Source organism: Borborobacter xinjiangensis, from assembly GCF_047739745.1.
Classification (GTDB): Bacteria; Pseudomonadota; Alphaproteobacteria; order Rhizobiales; family Rhizobiaceae; genus Pseudaminobacter.
Window position 1 is genome coordinate 398,350 of the sequence record NZ_JBLLVA010000002.1, and the last position, 16,640, is coordinate 414,989.

Below are 16,640 nucleotides of genomic sequence, written 5' to 3' on the forward strand. Positions count from 1 at the left end.
ACCTTAAATCCCTGTGACTTCCCCGCCATCGGTATCACGCCGACATCGAATCGTGAGCTTGATCCGATGAAAAAGGCCGAACGACGACGCGTCCGTCAACGCAATCTGTAGGTTGAAACGCAAAATGCGCCGGTGCGCTTTTCATGGGCGAGGAGACGTGGTACCAGCCGGTGCCATTCCGCAAAGGAAACAGAAGAGTCGGCGCAGCTTTTGAAAGCCAGCGACCGCTTACGAATCGAGGATTGGCAATGGCAAAGATCATCGAAACCGCAACGGGCGCCATGGCGCTGACCTTTGACGACGTGCTGCTTCAGCCCGGTCATTCCATGATCATGCCGGGCGAAACCGATGTCCGTACCATCGTTGCCGGCGACATCGAACTCAACATTCCGATCCTCTCAGCCGCTATGGACACGGTGACTGGATCTCGCCTCGCCATCGCCATGGCGCAAGCCGGCGGCATCGGCGTCATCCATCGCAATTTCACGCCGGCCGAACAGGCCGAGCAGGTGCGCCAGGTCAAGAAATTCGAATCCGGCATGGTCGTCAACCCGGTGACGATCGGCCCTGAGGCGACGCTTGCAGACGCGCAGGCGCTGATGCATGCCCATGGCATTTCGGGCATCCCGGTCGTTGAAAACGGCGGCACCGGCGGCCAGAAGATGGGCAAGCTGGTCGGCATCCTGACCAATCGCGATGTGCGCTTCGCGAACGACCCCGCGCAGAAAGTCTACGAACTTATGACGCGGGAGAACCTGGTGACAGTCAGCGAGACCGTCGACCAGAGCGAAGCAAAGCGGCTGCTGCATGCCCATCGCATCGAGAAGCTGCTGGTGGTCGACAAGCGAGGAAATTGCGTCGGGCTGATTACCGTCAAGGACATCGAAAAGTCGCAGCTCAACCCCAGCGCGGCGAAGGACCCGCAGGGCAGGCTGCGCGCGGCGGCCGCCACCAGCGTCGGCGACGATGGATTCGAGCGGGCCGAGCGCCTTGTCGATGCCGGCGTAGACCTCCTGGTCATCGACACCGCGCACGGCCATTCGCAGCGTGTGCTCGATGCGGTCAGCCGCGCCAAGAAGATTTCGAACTCCGTTCGTATCATGGCGGGCAATGTGGCGACCGCCGAGGGCACGCAGGCCCTGATCGACGCTGGCGCGGATGCTGTGAAGGTCGGCATCGGGCCAGGTTCCATCTGCACGACGCGCATCGTTGCAGGCGTGGGCGTGCCGCAACTGTCCGCGATCATGTCGGCAGTGGAAACTGCGCAGAAGGCCGGCGTTTCGGTCATTGCCGATGGCGGCATCAAGTTTTCCGGCGATCTCGCCAAGGCCCTGGCTGCAGGTGCCAGCGCCGCCATGATCGGCTCCCTGCTTGCCGGAACCGACGAGAGCCCGGGTGAGGTCTATCTTTACCAGGGCCGCTCCTTCAAGGCCTATCGCGGCATGGGTTCGGTAGGCGCCATGGCGCGCGGCTCGGCGGACCGATATTTCCAGGCCGAAGTGCGCGATACGCTGAAACTGGTACCGGAAGGCATTGAGGGGCAGGTGCCCTACAAGGGCCCGGTATCGGGTGTGCTGCACCAGCTTACCGGCGGGCTTCGGGCGGCAATGGGATATGTCGGCGGGCGCGACCTTGCCGACTTCCGCGACCGTGCAACCTTCGTACGCATCTCCAATGCCGGCCTTCGCGAAAGCCATGCGCATGGCGTTACCATCACGCGCGAGAGCCCGAACTATCCCGGCGGTCAATGACCAACATAACGGCTCGTCTCGCGCGGCATGCGGCGGCGCTGTGCGTCGCCTCCGCCTGCGTGTTTGCCGCGATGACTGTGCTGGAGTTCCTCTATTTCCGCAGCTTGAGCGGTGGTTTGTCGTCGCTCGATTTGCGCGTTATCGGGTTTACGCCGGATGAGGGCCTGGAATGGTTGAACGCGCTCGGACGTCGCGGCGCCGAAAATATTCTTGTCTGGCACTACTTGACGTTCGACCTGCTTTTCCCGGCGCTGCTTTCGGCAACGCTGGTCAGCCTTATCCTGGTGGCCGGCAACCGATTGCCGCGGTTTGCGGCGCTTTCGAAACGAGTCCAGTCAATTTTGGCTCTGGGCTTTGTGCTGCCTTACACCGTGACGGACTACGCACAGAATCTTGCGGTGGCGCGCGTGCTTGCGGACCCGCTTGCCGCCAACCCGGACACGCTTTCGCTTGCGTCAGGACTGGTCGTCGCGAAATTCGCCCTTGGCGCGATTCCGCTTATGGTCATCGCAGCACTGTTTCTGGCGGGTGAGGCAAAAAAGGCCTAACCTGCACGGAGCGCTCGACGACAGAGTATCGGAACGCGGGTCCGGTTGGACGCACGGTGCTCTATGTATCGAATATCGCGATTCTTTTGCGTTCAAACTTGAGCGCGATTTCGCCGCGAACCAGGCGGGCGGCGATATTTCCGAAGACTTCGCGACGCCAGCCCCGCATGGCCGGAATGTCGGCTTTTTCACCTTCGGCCGCGAGGCGGTCTATGTCGTCGCCGGAGGCGAGCACCTTGGCCGCAACGCCTTCCTTGTCGGCGATCTGCCGCAACAGGACCTTCAGAAGCTCGGCAGCGGCGCTGGTGCCCTCCGGGGCGGGGCCGACTTTCGGCAGGCGGGGCAGGGCATCCTTTGGAATGCCGAGAGCGCCATTTACGACTTCCAGAAGCGCTGTCGCCGTCGAGGAGCGTTCCCAGCCCTTGGGCACGGTGCGCAGGCGGGCGAGGGCGACCGCATCGCGCGGCTGCTGCTGGGCGATCTCGTAAATCGCGTCGTCCTTCAGCACGCGTCCGCGCGGCACGTCGCGCTCCCGCGCCTCGCGCTCGCGCCAAGCCGCAACGGCCTGCACCACCGCCAGTTCGATCGGCTTGCGCAAGCGCATCTTAAGACGTTTCCACGCGTCATCCGGATGCGGATCGTAGGTCTCGCGGGAGGTCAGGATCTCCATTTCCTCGTTCACCCAGTGGGCGCGATTGTCCCGCTCAAGTTGGGTTTTGAGATACTTGTAGACGTCGATCAGGTGCGTGACATCGGCAAGCGCATAGGCGAGCTGCCTTTCCGTAAGCGGCCTGTGACGCCAATCGGTGAAGCGCGACGACTTGTCGAGTTGGACCCCGGTAATCTTCTGCACGAGCTGATCGTAGGACACGCTGTCCCCGAAGCCGCAGACCATGGCCGCGACCTGGGTGTCGAATACCGGGTGCGGAATGAGCCCGCCAAGATGGAAGACGATCTCGATGTCCTGGCGGGCGGCATGAAACACCTTGACGACGCTCTCATCCGCCATCAGCGCGAAGAATGGGGCAAGATCAATATTCGGCGCCAGCGGGTCGATCAGCGCGGTAACTCCGGGCGCGGCCATCTGGATCAGGCAGAGTTCCGGCCAAAAGGTCGTTTCCCGGATGAATTCGGTATCGACGGTCACGAAGGCTGATTTGCCGAGTGCCTCGATGGCCGCTTCAAGGTCGTTCTGGGTCGTTATTACGTGCATGAAATTTCTTCGGACAGAAAAGGAATATCTTTTCCTTTCAGTCTGTATCGTTTTCGTCAAGCTTTGCCGCCAAAGCCGTCAGACTCCGGGCTTTCCATCATCGCCGTTGCGCCGGATCAGGCGGCCGAAAATCGTCGAGGTCCGCAACAGGGCGATAAAGCGGCCGCGCCGGCTGACGGGCACCTTGCTCCGGGTTTGCATGCGCTGGAGCGTAATAGCGATGAAAGCTGCGTAAACCGCGGCTGAAAACCCGAACAATGCATGAGGCCCGAAAAATTCCATCATCATCGCCGCAGCGAACGGCCCGACGATTGCGCCGACAGAGTAAAACAGCATCAGTGCGGCATTGACGAGCACGAACTCGCCCTTTTCCGCCCTATCGTTGGCGTGTGCGGCCGAAAGTGAGTAGAGCGGCATCGCGAAGCAACCGAAGACGAACACATAAACAAAATTCGCCGTCTCATTGCTTCCGGCGAGAAAAACGATGGAAAGCGAGGCCAGCATCGCGCCCGTCGTGGTCGACAAGAGCACGATGCGCCGATCCCGTCGATCGGAAAGATAGCCCAGCGGATACTGGAAGACTGCTCCACCGATGATGCCAACGGTCACGAAAGTCACGACATCCGTCACCGACATGCCGATCTGTTCGGCATAGATGGGACTCAATGTGCGAAAGGCGCTGTTGGTGATGCCGACTGCTATGCAGCCGATGCTGCCGAGCGGCGAAATGCGCCAGACTCTCGCCAGATCGAGCCTGACGTCTTCCGGCGGCTGCGGGTTCGATCGATCTCCAAGGGAAACAGGTACAAGCGACAGGGTGGTCATGATCGACATGATGGCGAAGATCGCAAAGCCGCCCGATCCGAATATGGGGATGAGGAATTGCGCGCCGGTGACCGAGCCCAGATCGATAATGCGGTAAAGCGCAAGTACGCGCGCCCTATTGTGATTCGAAACACCGGAATTGAGCCAACTCTCGATGACGGTGAAGAGGCCGGCGAAACAGAAACCGCTGGCGAAACGAATGACCGACCACATCACCGGATCGATGATCAATACGAGCAGAAGCGTTCCCACCGAAGCGATCGCCGCAAGCGCCGAAAACGACCGGACATGCCCGACCGATTTCATGATGCGCGTGATGGCGACGCAGCCGAGCAGGAACCCGGCGAAATAGGCGGTGCCCATGAAGCCGATAGCCGACGGCGAAAAACCCTCCTGCGCACCGCGCAGCGCAATCAGCGTTCCCTGCAGGCCATTGCCTCCAAGGAGAATGCCGGCAGCTATGAGGAGCGGGATCAGCGGACGGATCGAGGACATCAGGCGCACGGTCGAGGGAAGGCTTGATCTGTTCCCTAGTGGACTATCGGCACCGCGAATGCTAGCGGCATTGCGACCGCCACTCGGTCAAAACTTGACAAAGTGGGGTGCGCATGCGCTTTTCGCGCGAATTTCAACGCCGGCTGCGAATGCCCGCCGGTCGCGAGCCATTTCAATACTCCATACCGGAATCCGACCATGCACCCTTACCGCAGCCATACCTGCGTTCAGCTTAGAAAATCCGATGTTGGATCGGCCGTTCGTCTTTCGGGATGGGTCCATCGCGTCCGGGATCATGGCGGCCTGCTGTTCATCGATCTGCGCGATCATTACGGCCTGACCCAAATCGTAGCCGATCCGGATTCGCCTGCCTTCAGCATTGCCGAGACCGTGCGCGGCGAATGGGTGATCCGCGTTGACGGTGAGGTCAAGGCGCGCATGGCCGAAACGATCAATCCAAACCTGCCCACCGGCGAAATCGAGGTTTTTGCGCGCGAGATCGAGGTGTTGTCGGCGGCCAAGGAACTACCGCTGCCGGTGTTCGGCGAGCCCGACTATCCCGAAGACATCCGTCTGAAATACCGGTTTCTCGATCTCCGCCGCGAGACGCTGCACAAAAATATCGTCAGCCGCACGAAGATCATCGCCGATATGCGCAGGCGCATGACCGAGGCCGGTTTCGCCGAATATTCGACGCCGATCCTGACCGCCTCCAGTCCGGAAGGCGCGCGCGACTTCCTGGTGCCGAGCCGCATCCATCCGGGAAAGTTCTTTGCGCTCCCGCAGGCGCCGCAGCAGTACAAGCAGCTTCTGATGGTCGCCGGCTTCGACCGCTACTTCCAGATCGCGCCCTGCTTCCGCGACGAGGATCCGCGTGCCGACCGGCTGCCCGGCGAATTCTATCAGCTCGACCTCGAAATGAGCTTCGTGACACAGGAAGACGTCTGGGACACGATGGAGCCGGTGATGCGCGGCGTGTTCGAAGCTTTCGCCGAGGACAAGCCGGTCACACAGAAATTCCGCCGTATCCCTTATGACACGGCGCTACGCACCTACGGTTCCGACAAACCGGACCTGCGCAATCCGATCGAGATACAAGAGGTCACCCGGCATTTCGCCGATTCCGGCTTCAAGGTCTTCGCGGGCATGATCGCCGCGAACCCGAAGGTGGAGGTCTGGGCAATTCCGGGAAAGACCGGTGGTTCCAGGGCCTTCTGCGATCGCATGAACTCCTGGGCGCAAGGTGAGGGCCAGCCGGGTCTCGGCTATATTTTCTGGCGCAAGGAAGGCGACAAGATCGAGGGGGCCGGCCCCATCGCCAAGAACATCGGCGAAGAGCGCACCGAAGCCATCCGCGAGCAACTCGGCCTCGAAGAGGGCGATGCCGCCTTCTTCGTCGCGGGCGATCCGGCAAAATTCTACAAATTCGCAGGCGAGGCGCGTACCCGTGCCGGCGAGGAACTCAATCTAGTTGATCGCAATCGTTTTGAGCTGTGTTGGATCGTCGATTTTCCGTTCTACGAATGGCTCGAGGACGAGAAGAAAATCGATTTCGCGCATAATCCATTCTCGATGCCGCAGGGTGGCCTGGAGGCGCTGAATGGCCAGGACCCGCTCTCCATCAAGGCTTATCAATACGATCTGGTCTGCAACGGTTTCGAGATCGCATCAGGTTCGATCCGCAACCAGTTGCCGGAGCTCATGGTCAAGGCGTTTGAGCTGACCGGTAAGTCGCGCGAGGAGGTCGAGGAACAGTTCGGCGGTCTTTACCGCGCATTCCAGTATGGCGCGCCGCCGCATGGCGGCATGGCCGCAGGTATCGATCGTGTGGTCATGCTGCTCGTCGGAGCGAAGAACCTTCGCGAAGTGACCCTGTTCCCGATGAACCAGCAGGCACAGGACTTGCTGATGGGCGCACCTGCGCCTGCCACGCCGCAGCAGCTTCGCGAACTCGAGTTGCGCGTGGTCGCGCCGAAGAAGGACGCGTAGAGCTTCGTTCGAAGATGTCTAATAAAAAAAGCCCGGCAGCGTGCCGGGCTTTTGTTGAGCATCGAACTCCGCCTAGTTGCGGTCTTCATTGGCGGTGACCGTCACTCCGAGCGTCTTCGGCAGTTCAAGCGGCGCAGCCATTGCGCCGGCGGCGATCATTGCAAACGGTACCGGCGAGGTGGGTGCGGCCGTGACCTGGATGCTTTGCGGATCGTCGAGAAACGCATTCACTGCCGCGGTTATCTGACCAGACAGTTCCGGATTGTTGAGCTGCGCGGTAAAGAACGGCACGACCGCCTTGGTCTGGTTGGCTATGTCCTCTGGTTTCAAGCCTTGCTGCTTGGCGTAATATTCCAGAATCCTGCTGGTGAGCGAATCGTCGTCAAAACGAATATTGGCGCCGTGAAACGTCAGTTGCTGCATCAGCCCGAGCATGGCGAGGCCTTGCGCCGAGTTTTCGGAGCCTTCCGGCTGCTCGGCCATCTTCTTTTGGATGTCCTGCAGTGATTTCACGAAGGCAAGCGTATAGCCTCCGAAGTCGAAACTGACGCCGAATGTGCCGGCGTCATCGACGGCAATGTCATACTGAGAAAGCGCGACACGGCCATCCGACGGCTGCCAGGAGCCGGCCATCTCGAAGGTTCCGTTGATCGACTGGTAGCCGAGACCCTCGATCATGGCCTTGGCGTTCGCGTCTTCGACCGTCGTCAGATCGGCGGAGAATTTTTCCGCGGCACCCGTGAACTCCAGCGGCTTGCCCTCGGCAGGCGGTGTCACTTGGATTGTCAAATTGGACAAGGAAAACACCGGCTTGTCGGCAAGCTTCACCTGTACGCTCGCCAATTCGGCAGATTCATACATCATCAACGAGCCCAGCGGGTCCGCCGGCTTGGCGGATGGAACGACCAGACCCGAAATAGTCATGGCGCTGACATCGGCGGCCGCCCGATCTTCGGCTATATGGAAAGGCTCGGTGGTGACGGTGTCGATCCGGTAGCCACCTCTCTCCTCGGAGACGCCCTCGATCGTCACCTTTCCAACCTGTACGCGGTCGGCTTCACCGGGCACGCCCATCGTGACGCCTTCAAGAACCATTTCATCCGCGTCGCCGCTGACCTCAGTCCACTGCAGGTCCGTGCCTTGCTCGGCAAGCAGAGTCTTGAGGCGCTCGGCGATGTCGTTTGCGTCTTGCGCGAAAGCAGCGTGAAACGGCGCGCTGAACAAGGCGGCAGAGAGCGCGAGCTTTAAAAGTGTGGGACGGTAAATCGTCATCATGTGTTCCTAGCAAGGTGTCACGCCTTGTTCCGTCGCCACCGGCGGCATTGGAAAGGCATCCGGCGACACATTGGTCGAAAACGCCAGGAAAAGGCAAATGGAAGATGTGAGGCGTGGCGGAAAGGCGATATTGCTTTCAAATCGGCCCTGTTGATTGATTCGTTCCTCTTGCCGCGAATCGCCCGGTCGTTTAACCGGAACCCATGGGAAAAGGGCTTTTGCCGCCGGGTGCCGGCGATGGCGACAATATTGAACCGGTCGATCTGAAGAAGGCGCTGGAAGAGCGCTATCTCGCCTATGCGCTGTCGACGATCATGCATAGGGCGCTGCCGGACGTACGCGACGGTCTGAAGCCGGTGCATCGGCGCATCATGCATGCCATGCGGCTGCTTCGCCTCAACCCCGACCAGGGCTTCGCCAAATGCGCCCGCATCGTCGGCGAGGTGATGGGCAAGTTCCATCCGCACGGCGACCAGTCGATTTACGATGCGCTGGTGCGGCTCGCCCAGGACTTCGCGGTACGCTATCCGCTCGTCGACGGGCAGGGCAATTTCGGCAATATCGACGGCGATAACGCCGCCGCCATGCGCTACACCGAAGCGCGAATGACCGAGGTTTCCACGGCGCTGCTCGAGGGCATCACCGAGGATGCGGTCGACTATCGGCCGACATACAATGAGGAAGACGAGGAACCGGTAGTATTGCCGGGCTCGTTTCCCAACCTTCTTGCCAACGGTTCGTCCGGAATCGCGGTTGGCATGGCGACGTCGATACCACCGCACAACGCCGCCGAACTGTGCACCGCCGCGCTGGTCCTGATCGATAATCCTGACGCTTCGGTCGCGGACCTTTTGAGCAGCAAGCCGGACGATGGATTGGTGCAGGGGCCTGATTTCCCTACCGGCGGCGTCGTCATCGACAGCCGCGCGTCGATTGTCGAGGCTTACGAGACCGGCCGTGGCGGCTTTCGCGTGCGCGCCCGATACACGGTTGAGGACCAGGGGCGCGGAACCTGGAACATCGTCGTCACCGAAATTCCCTATCAGGTGCAGAAGGCGCGACTGATCGAAAAGATCGCCGAATTGCTGGTCGCGCGGAAACTGCCGCTGCTGGAAGACATCCGCGACGAGAGCGCGGAGGATATCCGCCTCGTCCTGGTGCCCAAGAGCCGGACGGTCGATCCGGGACTGTTGATGGAATCGCTTTTCAAGCTGACCGAGCTTGAAAGCCGCTTTCCGCTCAACATGAACGTGCTTTCGCGCGGGCGCGTGCCAAATGTCCTGTCGCTCAAGGATGTGCTGAAGGAGTGGCTCGAGCATCGCAAGGAAGTGCTGGTGCGACGCTCGCGTCACCGCCTTGCCGAAATCGAGAAGCGGCTCGAAATCCTTGCCGGCTACCTAATCGCATATTTGAATCTCGACGAGGTCATCCGGATCATCCGCGAGGAGGACGAACCCAAGCAGGTGATGATGGCGCGGTGGTCACTCACCGACGTGCAGACGGAAGCGATCCTCAATATGCGGCTGCGCGCTTTGCGCAAGCTCGAGGAAATAGAGATCCGCACCGAATTCGACCGGCTGAGCCAGGAGAAATCGCAGATCGAGGCGCTTCTGGCATCCGACGAAAAGCAGTGGAAGACCATCGCCTGGCAGGTCCATAAGATCCGCCGCGACTTCGGGCCGGAGGAAAACACCACGCTCGGCGCGCGCCGCACGAGCTTTGCTGATGCACCGGACCATGATCTTAGCGACATCCAGAACGCCATGATCGAGAAGGAGCCGGTCACCGTGGTCGTCTCCGAGAAGGGATGGCTGCGCGCGATGAAAGGTCATCTCAACGACCATTCGTTGTTCAGCTTCAAGGAGGGCGACAAGCTCAAGCTTGCCTTCCATGCGCAAACCACCGACAAGATCCTGGTATTCACCACCGGCGGCAAGTTCTACACCATTGGCGCCGACCGGCTGCCGGGCGGCCGCGGCCATGGCGAACCGATCCGCATTATTGTCGATATGGACAACGATCAGGACATCGTCACGGCTTTCGTTCACGATCCGCAGCGCAAGCTGCTGCTCGTTTCACACCAGGCCAACGGCTTCGTGGTGGCCGAAGAAGACGTCGTCGCCAATACCCGCAAGGGCAAGCAGGTGATGAATGTGCGCTCGCCAGACGAGGCGCGCTATTGCGTGACTGTCGAAGGAGATCACGTCGCGATCATCGGCCAAAACCGCAAGATGCTGGTGTTTCCGCTCGCCGAGGTTCCCGAAATGGCGCGCGGCAAGGGCGTTCGGCTTCAGAAATACAAGGATGGCGGCGTGCTCGACGTCAAGCTGTTCACTCTGGAGACGGGCTTGAGCTGGCAGGACTCGGCTGAGCGGACTTTCGTCAGGACCCGCGAAGAATTGGTCGAATGGCTCGGTTCTCGCGCCGCCGCCGGTCGAATGGTGCCCAAAGGTTTCCCGAGAACCGGCAAATTCTCTTGAACGCAGAGCGTGATCCCGAAACGAAGAGATCGAGCCTATTCCGATTCAATCGGAATTTGAACGGCCCCAAAGAAGCCCTCAGGCCGGGTGCCTGAGGGCCAGTGTCGCGCGGCGCCTGCGCACATCGTTGAGTTGCCAAAGTGAATGGATGACGAGTGTCACAATGAGGATTGTGCCGCCGATCAGGCTGTTGCGCGACGGAACTTCGGAAAAGATCATCCATACCCAGACCGGTGCCAACACCGTTTCGAGAAGGTAGAACATCGCCACTTCGGGGCCGGAGATGTATTTGGGTCCATTCGCGAGGCAGAAGAACGCAATCGGCATGACGATCGCGCCGTTGAAGATGATCCACCACGGCGTTTCCACATGAAATCCGCCCTTTGACACCATCACCAGCGCCACGCTGAAGGGCAGGAGGACGGCGACGAGCGGCGTGAAACCCATGTCCTTGCGGCTCGCACGGCTGACTGTGATTGCCGACGCAAGCAGGCATGCGGTGGCCAGCGCCAGCAGATTGCCGATAAAATTGCCGGTGCCGACGCCGTCGCTGACAATTAGAAGAACGCCGGAAAGCATGACGAACATCGCCACGATAGTGATCGGGCGAGGGCGCTCCTTGAGGAAAATCCAGGAGAGCAGCGCGGCAAACATCGAGTTGAAGGCCAGGATGAAGACAAGATTGGCCGTCGACGTGTTGAAGACCGCCAGCATGAAGGTGACCGTTCCCATCGCGTAGAGGGAGGCAACCGCGACGCCGGTCCAGCCCGGAACAAGCGGTGGCACATTGGTGCGCAAAAGCCGCCAGATGCTCCACACGACGATGCAGGAGAGGAACGTCATGCCGCTGCGTAGAAGAAGTATCGTCCACGTATCGCCGTTGGACAGGCGAATAAGCGGAATATCGACGGTGAGCATCAAGCCGCCGAATGCGGTCAACGCGAGGCCCTTCGCGTGATCGGACAAATTGGAGAACACTTAGGAAAGCTCCGGACTGAAAGAGGACTGCCTGACGTCAGGCTCGAGTCAGCCCGCCTCGTGCACGTAGCGCTCCCAGCCCTTCGACCCCAAATGCTCCTGGGGCGTGAAGCGCACCTTATAGTTCATCTTGCTGGAACCATTGACCCAATAGCCAAGATAGACATGGGGCAGGCCGGCCGAGCGAGCGCGGGCAATATGGTCTAGAATCATGAAGGTGCCAAGCGAGCGTTCGTCCAGTTCCGGGTCGAAGTAGGAATAGACCATTGAAAGGCCGTCGGCCATCATGTCGGACAAGGCAACCGCGATCAGTTCGCCCTGGCCCTTGCCGGTCATGAAACTGTCAGGGCCGCGACGGCGGTATTCGATGATCTTTGTATCGACATGGGTGTCTTCCACCATCATTGCGTAGTCGAGGACAGTCATGTCCGACATGCCGCCCTTGCGATGCCTGGCGTCGAGATATTTGCGAAACAGCGAATATTGCTCGGTCGACGGCTCGGCATCGTGCATCGCGCCGATCAGGTCGGCATTGCGATGGATGATTCGCCGCATGTTCCTGGTCGGTGAGAACTCGTTTGCAAGAATGCGGACGGAGATGCATGCCCGGCATGTTTCGCAGGCGGGCCGGTAGGCAATGTTTTGCGAGCGGCGGAAACCGCCCTGCGTCAGCAGGTCGTTCATTTCCGGCGCCTTCTCGCCGACAAGATGGGTAAACACCTTGCGCTCGAACTGGCCGTCAATGTAGGGGCATGGCGAAGGCGCGGTCAGGAAGAACTGCGGGGACTGGGTGCTATGATGCGTCATGGCGTTCGATTCAACTCCCACCAATAGCTCTACCTTGGCCGCAGTGGCGAAAATTTCAACTGATTATTATTGAAGAACCAAGTCACTGCCGGATCACAAGTCCATCCGCGGTCCGACGCTGTCGTGCGGGCAAAATCAGCGGTCGCTGCGCGTAACGACCGTGCCCAATAAAAGGTCATGAACGGTTCGCTTACGGTCGGTGAAGAGGGTCGCCAAAAGGATTAGCGGCGTCAGAATGACGTTGCCGGCCCAGAACAGGATCGAGTGGACGACGGCGAGCAGGCCGTCGACGGGCTTGTGGTCGAGGCGATCGAGGCGAATTCCCATGATTCGCATGCCCGTCGTCGCCTGGTTCGGCCCGCCGAGCGTGTTCCAGACATAGATCAGCGCGACCGCCGGAAACAGAATGCCGAACAGAGCCCAACCCAATCCCAGTGTGAGTATGCCGAGCAGGAAGACCAGAATGGCGAACGGGATGAGCAGCAGGCCGACGATCAGATAGTCGATGCAGAACGCAACGACCCGACGCGTCAGCACGCCATCGTAAAGGCGGCTGTCGTCAAACTGCGCGGTCTCCCCATCATAGGTTCTGGTCGACATCTTCGTCCTCATAAGGGACGCCAAACCCGCGTCCCAAGCTGAAATGGGAAGTCGCCAGACGAATTCAAGATCGGTGATCCAGGGCGAGCGGATGTCAGCCTTTCAGAAGTTCCGCCGCTTCCATGGCGAAATAAGTCAGGATGCCGTCGCAGCCCGCGCGCTTGAAGGCGAGAAGGCTCTCCATCATGACGCGCTCGCCGTCGATCCAGCCATTGGCGCCGGCAGCCTTTATCATCGAATACTCGCCCGAGACCTGATAGGCGAAAGTCGGCATTCCGAATTCGTCTTTCAGTCGCTGGACGATATCAAGATAAGGCAGGCCGGGCTTGACGATAAGCATGTCGGCGCCTTCGAGAAGGTCCTGTTCGGCCTCGCGCACCGCTTCATCGGTGTTGGCCGGGTCGATGTAATAGGTCTTCTTGTCGCCCCGCAGGAGCCCCGCGGTGCCGATCGCATCCCGATAAGGGCCGTAAAAGGCCGACGCGAATTTGGTGGCGTAGGACATGACTGGCACGTCATGGAAGCCATTGCCGTCGAGCGCATCGCGGATTGCCCCGATGCGTCCATCCATCATGTCTGACGGGGCGATGACGTCGGCGCCGGCCGCAGCTTGCAGCACAGCGGCAGCTGCAACGCGCTCGACGGTTTCGTCGTTGACGATCACCCCCTCGCGCAGAATGCCGTCATGCCCGTGATCGGTGAACGGATCGAGTGCGGCATCGGTGATGATGCCGATCTCGGGAACAGCACGTTTGATGGCAGTCGTCGCGCGATTGATGATGTTTTGCGGGTCGAGAATATGCGAGCCGGTCTGATCGCGTAGCGCGATGTCCACCTTTGGGAAGATGGCGACGGCGGGAATGCCGAGCTTGGCCGCCAGTTCAGCGTCCTTCGCAGCGAGATCGGGAGAGACGCGGAAAACGCCGGGCATCGCGCCGATCGGCTCGCGCACGTTCCTGCCGTCGACGACGAAGATCGGCCAGATCAGATCGTCGACCGTCAGACGGTTTTCCTGGACCAGACGCCGCGACCACGGTGCCTTGCGCATGCGCCGCAGCCGCCTGCCGCCTGTGATCTGGTCGACGGATCGCGTTCCGACAGGCTGGGCACGGCTCATTTTGTTCATGGTAGGCAAACTCCAGATTGCCCATTTCTAACACGCCGTCTCACGAGCCGCCAAGCCGAACGAGTGGGGCGAGAGACATTGACGCACCGGGCGGCTGGCGTTTTGATCTCGCATCGGAATAAATCCGAAAACCGATTCCACTTTTCGGTCCGATGCTTTAGCACTGCAATTCCGGTGGACCCGGAGGGACCTAAAAAATGGACTTTGGCGGCGGCGGCGACATCCGCTTCGAGCATCAGGGCATGGCCGGCATCGTCACGCTGACACGGCCGAAGGCGCTCAATGCCGTGACCCATTCCATGGTGAATGCATTGCGAAGGGCGCTTTCATCCTGGGAAATCGATCCCAAGATTGCGCTCGTTGTCATCAAGGCCGAGGGCAGGGCGTTTTCAGCCGGGGGCGACATACTCGACGTCTATGAAGCAGGCCGTGCCGGGAATCCGTCGGTTGCGTTCTTCGCAGACGAGTATCGTCTGAATGCGCAGATCGCCCGCTTTCCAAAACCATATGTGGCGCTGATAGACGGCATCGTGATGGGCGGAGGGGTCGGCGTCTCTTTCCACGGATCGCACCGGATCATGACCGAGAACGCGCAGTTCGCGATGCCGGAGGTGGGGATCGGCTTTTTCCCGGATGTCGGCGCAAGCCATCTGCTGCCCAATCTTGGCGGCAGCTTCGGCATGTATCTGGGGCTGACCGGCAACCGTATTCGCTATGGCGACGCGCTGTGGTCGGGGCTCGCAACCCATACGGTGCAGGCGCAGTATCTGGATGGCCTGCTGAACCGACTGGTCGAAACCGGCGATGCCGGTATGGCGCTTCGAGAAGTCTTTACTCCCGCCAAGCGCGAAACCGATCGTCAAACGCTGGAGGCGATTGCCCGCCATTTCTCCCAACCTTCGCTGAAAGGAATTCTGGATAGTCTGGAGGCGGCCGCTCCGACCGATACATTCGCCGCCAACGCGCTGGCCACCATCCGCACCCGTTCGCCGATCAGCATCAGTGTCGCATTTCGGGAGATTGTCGCAGGATCGACGCTTTCGATGGACGAATGCATGCGCATGGAGTTTCGCATCCTCAACCGCATGCTGCATGGCCATGATTTTTACGAAGGTATCCGCGCTGCCATCATCGACAAGGGTTCGAAACCGCATTGGCGTCCAGCCTCGCTCGATGCCGTTGATCCGGAGAAGGTCGAGGAGTACTTCGCGCCGCTGCCGGACGGAGACCTCGAACTGTGAGTGATCGAATGGCGAGATCGACCGCCGTCGGCCTTTCGGCGGCGGAGGTCACCTTCATCTGGTTTTTGCGCATTATCTCCGCATACTGCCTCTTTTTCGGCATCCTCTACTGGATCCGGTTGATCGGCTTCTACGACGCGCCGCTTTGGCGCTTCGACAGAATGCCGGTCTATTGGCAGGTCGCATCGGTCATGCTCGCCGTCTTCTATCCGTTTGCGGCGATCGGCCTGTGGATGCTTGCGTCCTGGGGGCCGGTCATATGGTTCATTTGCGCGACGGCGGAAATCATCATGTATGCGGGCTTTCCCGAACTCTTCGGATACCGCTTCACCATCGTTGTCGCCCATGCCTGCGTGGCGCTGCTCTACGTGGCCTTCAGGCTGGTCATATTCCTGCAGAAACGGCAGGCGGAGCGTCAGGGTTAACAAACGACCCCCGGCCTGCGTTTTATTAACCCTCTTCCAAAGCCTGCCTCAAGTAAGGCGTTGTTAAGCTTGGCGTTTAAGTCGAATTTTATGTGTATTCGATAGTGTCGCGATCAAGGTGAGAAAAACAAAACATCACCCGGCGACAAACGAGAGGCAAAGACAATGATCAATTCCCGTCCGGCGGCGAAGACCGCAAACGTATCCGACGACCGTCGTGAAGCAATTCGTTCGCTTTACATGGAATCACTGCAGCTTGTCGAAAGACTGCACCGCCGTCTGCTTGACGTTATAAAGGACGAGTTCGATCGCAACAGCCGCAGCGATATCAATGCCATTCAGGCGCTGCTGCTGTTCAACATCGGCAATTCCGAGCTGACCGCCGGTGAACTGCGCTCGCGCGGCTATTATCTCGGCTCCAATGTTTCGTACAATCTCAAGAAGCTGGTCGAGCTCGGTTTCATCAACCACCAGCGCTCGCGCATCGACCGCCGTTCGGTCCGCATCAGCCTGACAGAGAAGGGTTCGGAAGTGGCCGAAGTGGTGGCAGGTCTTTACGAACGTCACATCGGCTCGATCGAGCAGGTCGGCGGCATCAACGCCGAGGAGTTCAAGCAGATGAATCGCGCACTGCAGCGCCTCGACCGGTTCTGGAACGACACTATCGCCTATCGCATGTGACCCTACGGCCACACGCGACCACTTATCTTAGCTTCAAGGCCGGCGTCCGACAGGCGCCGGCCTGAACGTATGCGCTTGCGCCGATTGCGGCCACGCAAACGCCATATTCGAATGAAATCCGAAATGCTGAAATACTCCATCAGGCCGCGCGTTTGTGCTTCGGAGGCCGGGTATCGTCGGCGACAGTTCTTTGACATGTCGACGAC

Annotated in this window: 14 protein-coding genes; 7 read left to right on the forward strand and 7 right to left on the reverse strand. The window is 59.9% G+C overall.

Annotation, left to right across the window (positions count from 1 at the left end; all coding sequences use genetic code 11):
* Positions 1-248 precede the first annotated feature (248 nt).
* Together guaB and ACLKMW_RS04240 are read left to right on the forward strand one after the other, a co-directional pair.
* Positions 249-1,751, forward strand: a complete 1,503-nt coding sequence (guaB, locus tag ACLKMW_RS04235) for an IMP dehydrogenase (protein WP_415723117.1) — start codon at positions 249-251, stop codon at positions 1,749-1,751.
* Complete coding sequence (locus tag ACLKMW_RS04240) at positions 1,748-2,299, forward strand: hypothetical protein (protein WP_415723118.1); 552 nt, start codon at positions 1,748-1,750, stop codon at positions 2,297-2,299. Before guaB ends, ACLKMW_RS04240 begins: the two co-directional genes overlap by 4 nt.
* Before the next feature lie 61 nt (positions 2,300-2,360).
* Here ACLKMW_RS04240 and rnd read toward each other — a convergent pair whose 3' ends face one another.
* Together rnd and ACLKMW_RS04250 are read right to left on the reverse strand one after the other, a co-directional pair.
* On the reverse strand, positions 2,361-3,512 hold the full coding sequence (gene rnd / locus ACLKMW_RS04245; RefSeq protein ID WP_415723119.1) for a ribonuclease D: 1,152 nt from the start codon (positions 3,510-3,512) through the stop codon (positions 2,361-2,363).
* Between the two features lie 78 nt (positions 3,513-3,590).
* A complete protein-coding gene (locus tag ACLKMW_RS04250; protein ID WP_415723120.1) occupies positions 3,591-4,832 on the reverse strand; it encodes an MFS transporter in 1,242 nt (413 codons plus the stop codon).
* A gap of 198 nt (positions 4,833-5,030) precedes the next feature.
* On the opposite strand from ACLKMW_RS04250, the gene aspS reads away from it, so the two are divergent.
* Positions 5,031-6,821 (forward strand): aspartate--tRNA ligase, encoded by a 1,791-nt coding sequence (gene aspS, locus ACLKMW_RS04255; protein WP_415723121.1) that lies wholly within the window; start codon positions 5,031-5,033, stop codon positions 6,819-6,821.
* 72 nt (positions 6,822-6,893) lie between these two features.
* On the opposite strand, the gene ACLKMW_RS04260 is transcribed toward aspS, so the two are convergent.
* The gene (locus ACLKMW_RS04260) at positions 6,894-8,096 is read right to left on the reverse strand and encodes a hypothetical protein (RefSeq protein WP_415723122.1); all 1,203 of its coding nucleotides are present in this window, start codon (positions 8,094-8,096) and stop codon (positions 6,894-6,896) included.
* A gap of 203 nt (positions 8,097-8,299) precedes the next feature.
* On the opposite strand from ACLKMW_RS04260, the gene parC reads away from it, so the two are divergent.
* Positions 8,300-10,576, forward strand: a complete 2,277-nt coding sequence (parC, locus tag ACLKMW_RS04265; protein WP_415723123.1) for a DNA topoisomerase IV subunit A — start codon at positions 8,300-8,302, stop codon at positions 10,574-10,576.
* Between the two features lie 78 nt (positions 10,577-10,654).
* Here parC and ACLKMW_RS04270 read toward each other — a convergent pair whose 3' ends face one another.
* The 4 genes from ACLKMW_RS04270 to hemB all read right to left on the reverse strand — a co-directional run bounded on the left by ACLKMW_RS04270 (position 10,655) and on the right by hemB (position 14,087).
* Positions 10,655-11,494, reverse strand: coding sequence for a DMT family transporter (locus ACLKMW_RS04270; protein WP_415723199.1), 840 nt, complete (start codon positions 11,492-11,494; stop codon positions 10,655-10,657).
* A gap of 108 nt (positions 11,495-11,602) precedes the next feature.
* The gene (locus tag ACLKMW_RS04275; protein ID WP_415723124.1) at positions 11,603-12,361 is read right to left on the reverse strand and encodes an arginyltransferase; all 759 of its coding nucleotides are present in this window, start codon (positions 12,359-12,361) and stop codon (positions 11,603-11,605) included.
* A 135-nt stretch (positions 12,362-12,496) separates the two neighbouring features.
* On the reverse strand, positions 12,497-12,961 hold the full coding sequence (locus ACLKMW_RS04280) for an RDD family protein (RefSeq protein ID WP_415723125.1): 465 nt from the start codon (positions 12,959-12,961) through the stop codon (positions 12,497-12,499).
* A 94-nt stretch (positions 12,962-13,055) separates the two neighbouring features.
* A complete protein-coding gene (gene hemB / locus ACLKMW_RS04285; RefSeq protein WP_415723126.1) occupies positions 13,056-14,087 on the reverse strand; it encodes a porphobilinogen synthase in 1,032 nt (343 codons plus the stop codon).
* A gap of 197 nt (positions 14,088-14,284) precedes the next feature.
* On the opposite strand from hemB, the gene ACLKMW_RS04290 reads away from it, so the two are divergent.
* The 3 genes from ACLKMW_RS04290 (at position 14,285) to ldtR (ending at position 16,434) form a co-directional block, all read left to right on the forward strand.
* Positions 14,285-15,328, forward strand: coding sequence for an enoyl-CoA hydratase/isomerase family protein (locus ACLKMW_RS04290; RefSeq protein ID WP_415723127.1), 1,044 nt, complete (start codon positions 14,285-14,287; stop codon positions 15,326-15,328).
* A gap of 8 nt (positions 15,329-15,336) precedes the next feature.
* A complete protein-coding gene (locus ACLKMW_RS04295) occupies positions 15,337-15,753 on the forward strand; it encodes a DUF6163 family protein (RefSeq protein ID WP_415723128.1) in 417 nt (138 codons plus the stop codon).
* Between the two features lie 165 nt (positions 15,754-15,918).
* Positions 15,919-16,434 (forward strand): transcriptional regulator LdtR, encoded by a 516-nt coding sequence (gene ldtR, locus ACLKMW_RS04300; protein WP_415723129.1) that lies wholly within the window; start codon positions 15,919-15,921, stop codon positions 16,432-16,434.
* The last annotated feature ends 206 nt before the right edge of the window (positions 16,435-16,640 follow it).

What these genes read in the sequence shown, in the direction of transcription:
- ACLKMW_RS04270 (WP_415723199.1), bottom strand. Translation starts at nt 11,494, where the DNA reads ATGCTCACCGTCGATATTCCGCTTATTCGCCTGTCCAACGGCGATACG.
- ACLKMW_RS04260 (WP_415723122.1), bottom strand. Translation starts at nt 8,096, where the DNA reads ATGATGACGATTTACCGTCCCACACTTTTAAAGCTCGCGCTCTCTGCC.
- ACLKMW_RS04250 (WP_415723120.1), bottom strand. Translation starts at nt 4,832, where the DNA reads ATGTCCTCGATCCGTCCGCTGATCCCGCTCCTCATAGCTGCCGGCATT.
- ldtR (WP_415723129.1), top strand. Translation starts at nt 15,919, where the DNA reads ATGATCAATTCCCGTCCGGCGGCGAAGACCGCAAACGTATCCGACGAC.
- ACLKMW_RS04275 (WP_415723124.1), bottom strand. Translation starts at nt 12,361, where the DNA reads ATGACGCATCATAGCACCCAGTCCCCGCAGTTCTTCCTGACCGCGCCT.
- hemB (WP_415723126.1), bottom strand. Translation starts at nt 14,087, where the DNA reads ATGAACAAAATGAGCCGTGCCCAGCCTGTCGGAACGCGATCCGTCGAC.
- ACLKMW_RS04240 (WP_415723118.1), top strand. Translation starts at nt 1,748, where the DNA reads ATGACCAACATAACGGCTCGTCTCGCGCGGCATGCGGCGGCGCTGTGC.
- ACLKMW_RS04295 (WP_415723128.1), top strand. Translation starts at nt 15,337, where the DNA reads ATGGCGAGATCGACCGCCGTCGGCCTTTCGGCGGCGGAGGTCACCTTC.
- rnd (WP_415723119.1), bottom strand. Translation starts at nt 3,512, where the DNA reads ATGCACGTAATAACGACCCAGAACGACCTTGAAGCGGCCATCGAGGCA.
- ACLKMW_RS04290 (WP_415723127.1), top strand. Translation starts at nt 14,285, where the DNA reads ATGGACTTTGGCGGCGGCGGCGACATCCGCTTCGAGCATCAGGGCATG.
- guaB (WP_415723117.1), top strand. Translation starts at nt 249, where the DNA reads ATGGCAAAGATCATCGAAACCGCAACGGGCGCCATGGCGCTGACCTTT.
- ACLKMW_RS04280 (WP_415723125.1), bottom strand. Translation starts at nt 12,961, where the DNA reads ATGTCGACCAGAACCTATGATGGGGAGACCGCGCAGTTTGACGACAGC.
- aspS (WP_415723121.1), top strand. Translation starts at nt 5,031, where the DNA reads ATGCACCCTTACCGCAGCCATACCTGCGTTCAGCTTAGAAAATCCGAT.
- parC (WP_415723123.1), top strand. Translation starts at nt 8,300, where the DNA reads ATGGGAAAAGGGCTTTTGCCGCCGGGTGCCGGCGATGGCGACAATATT.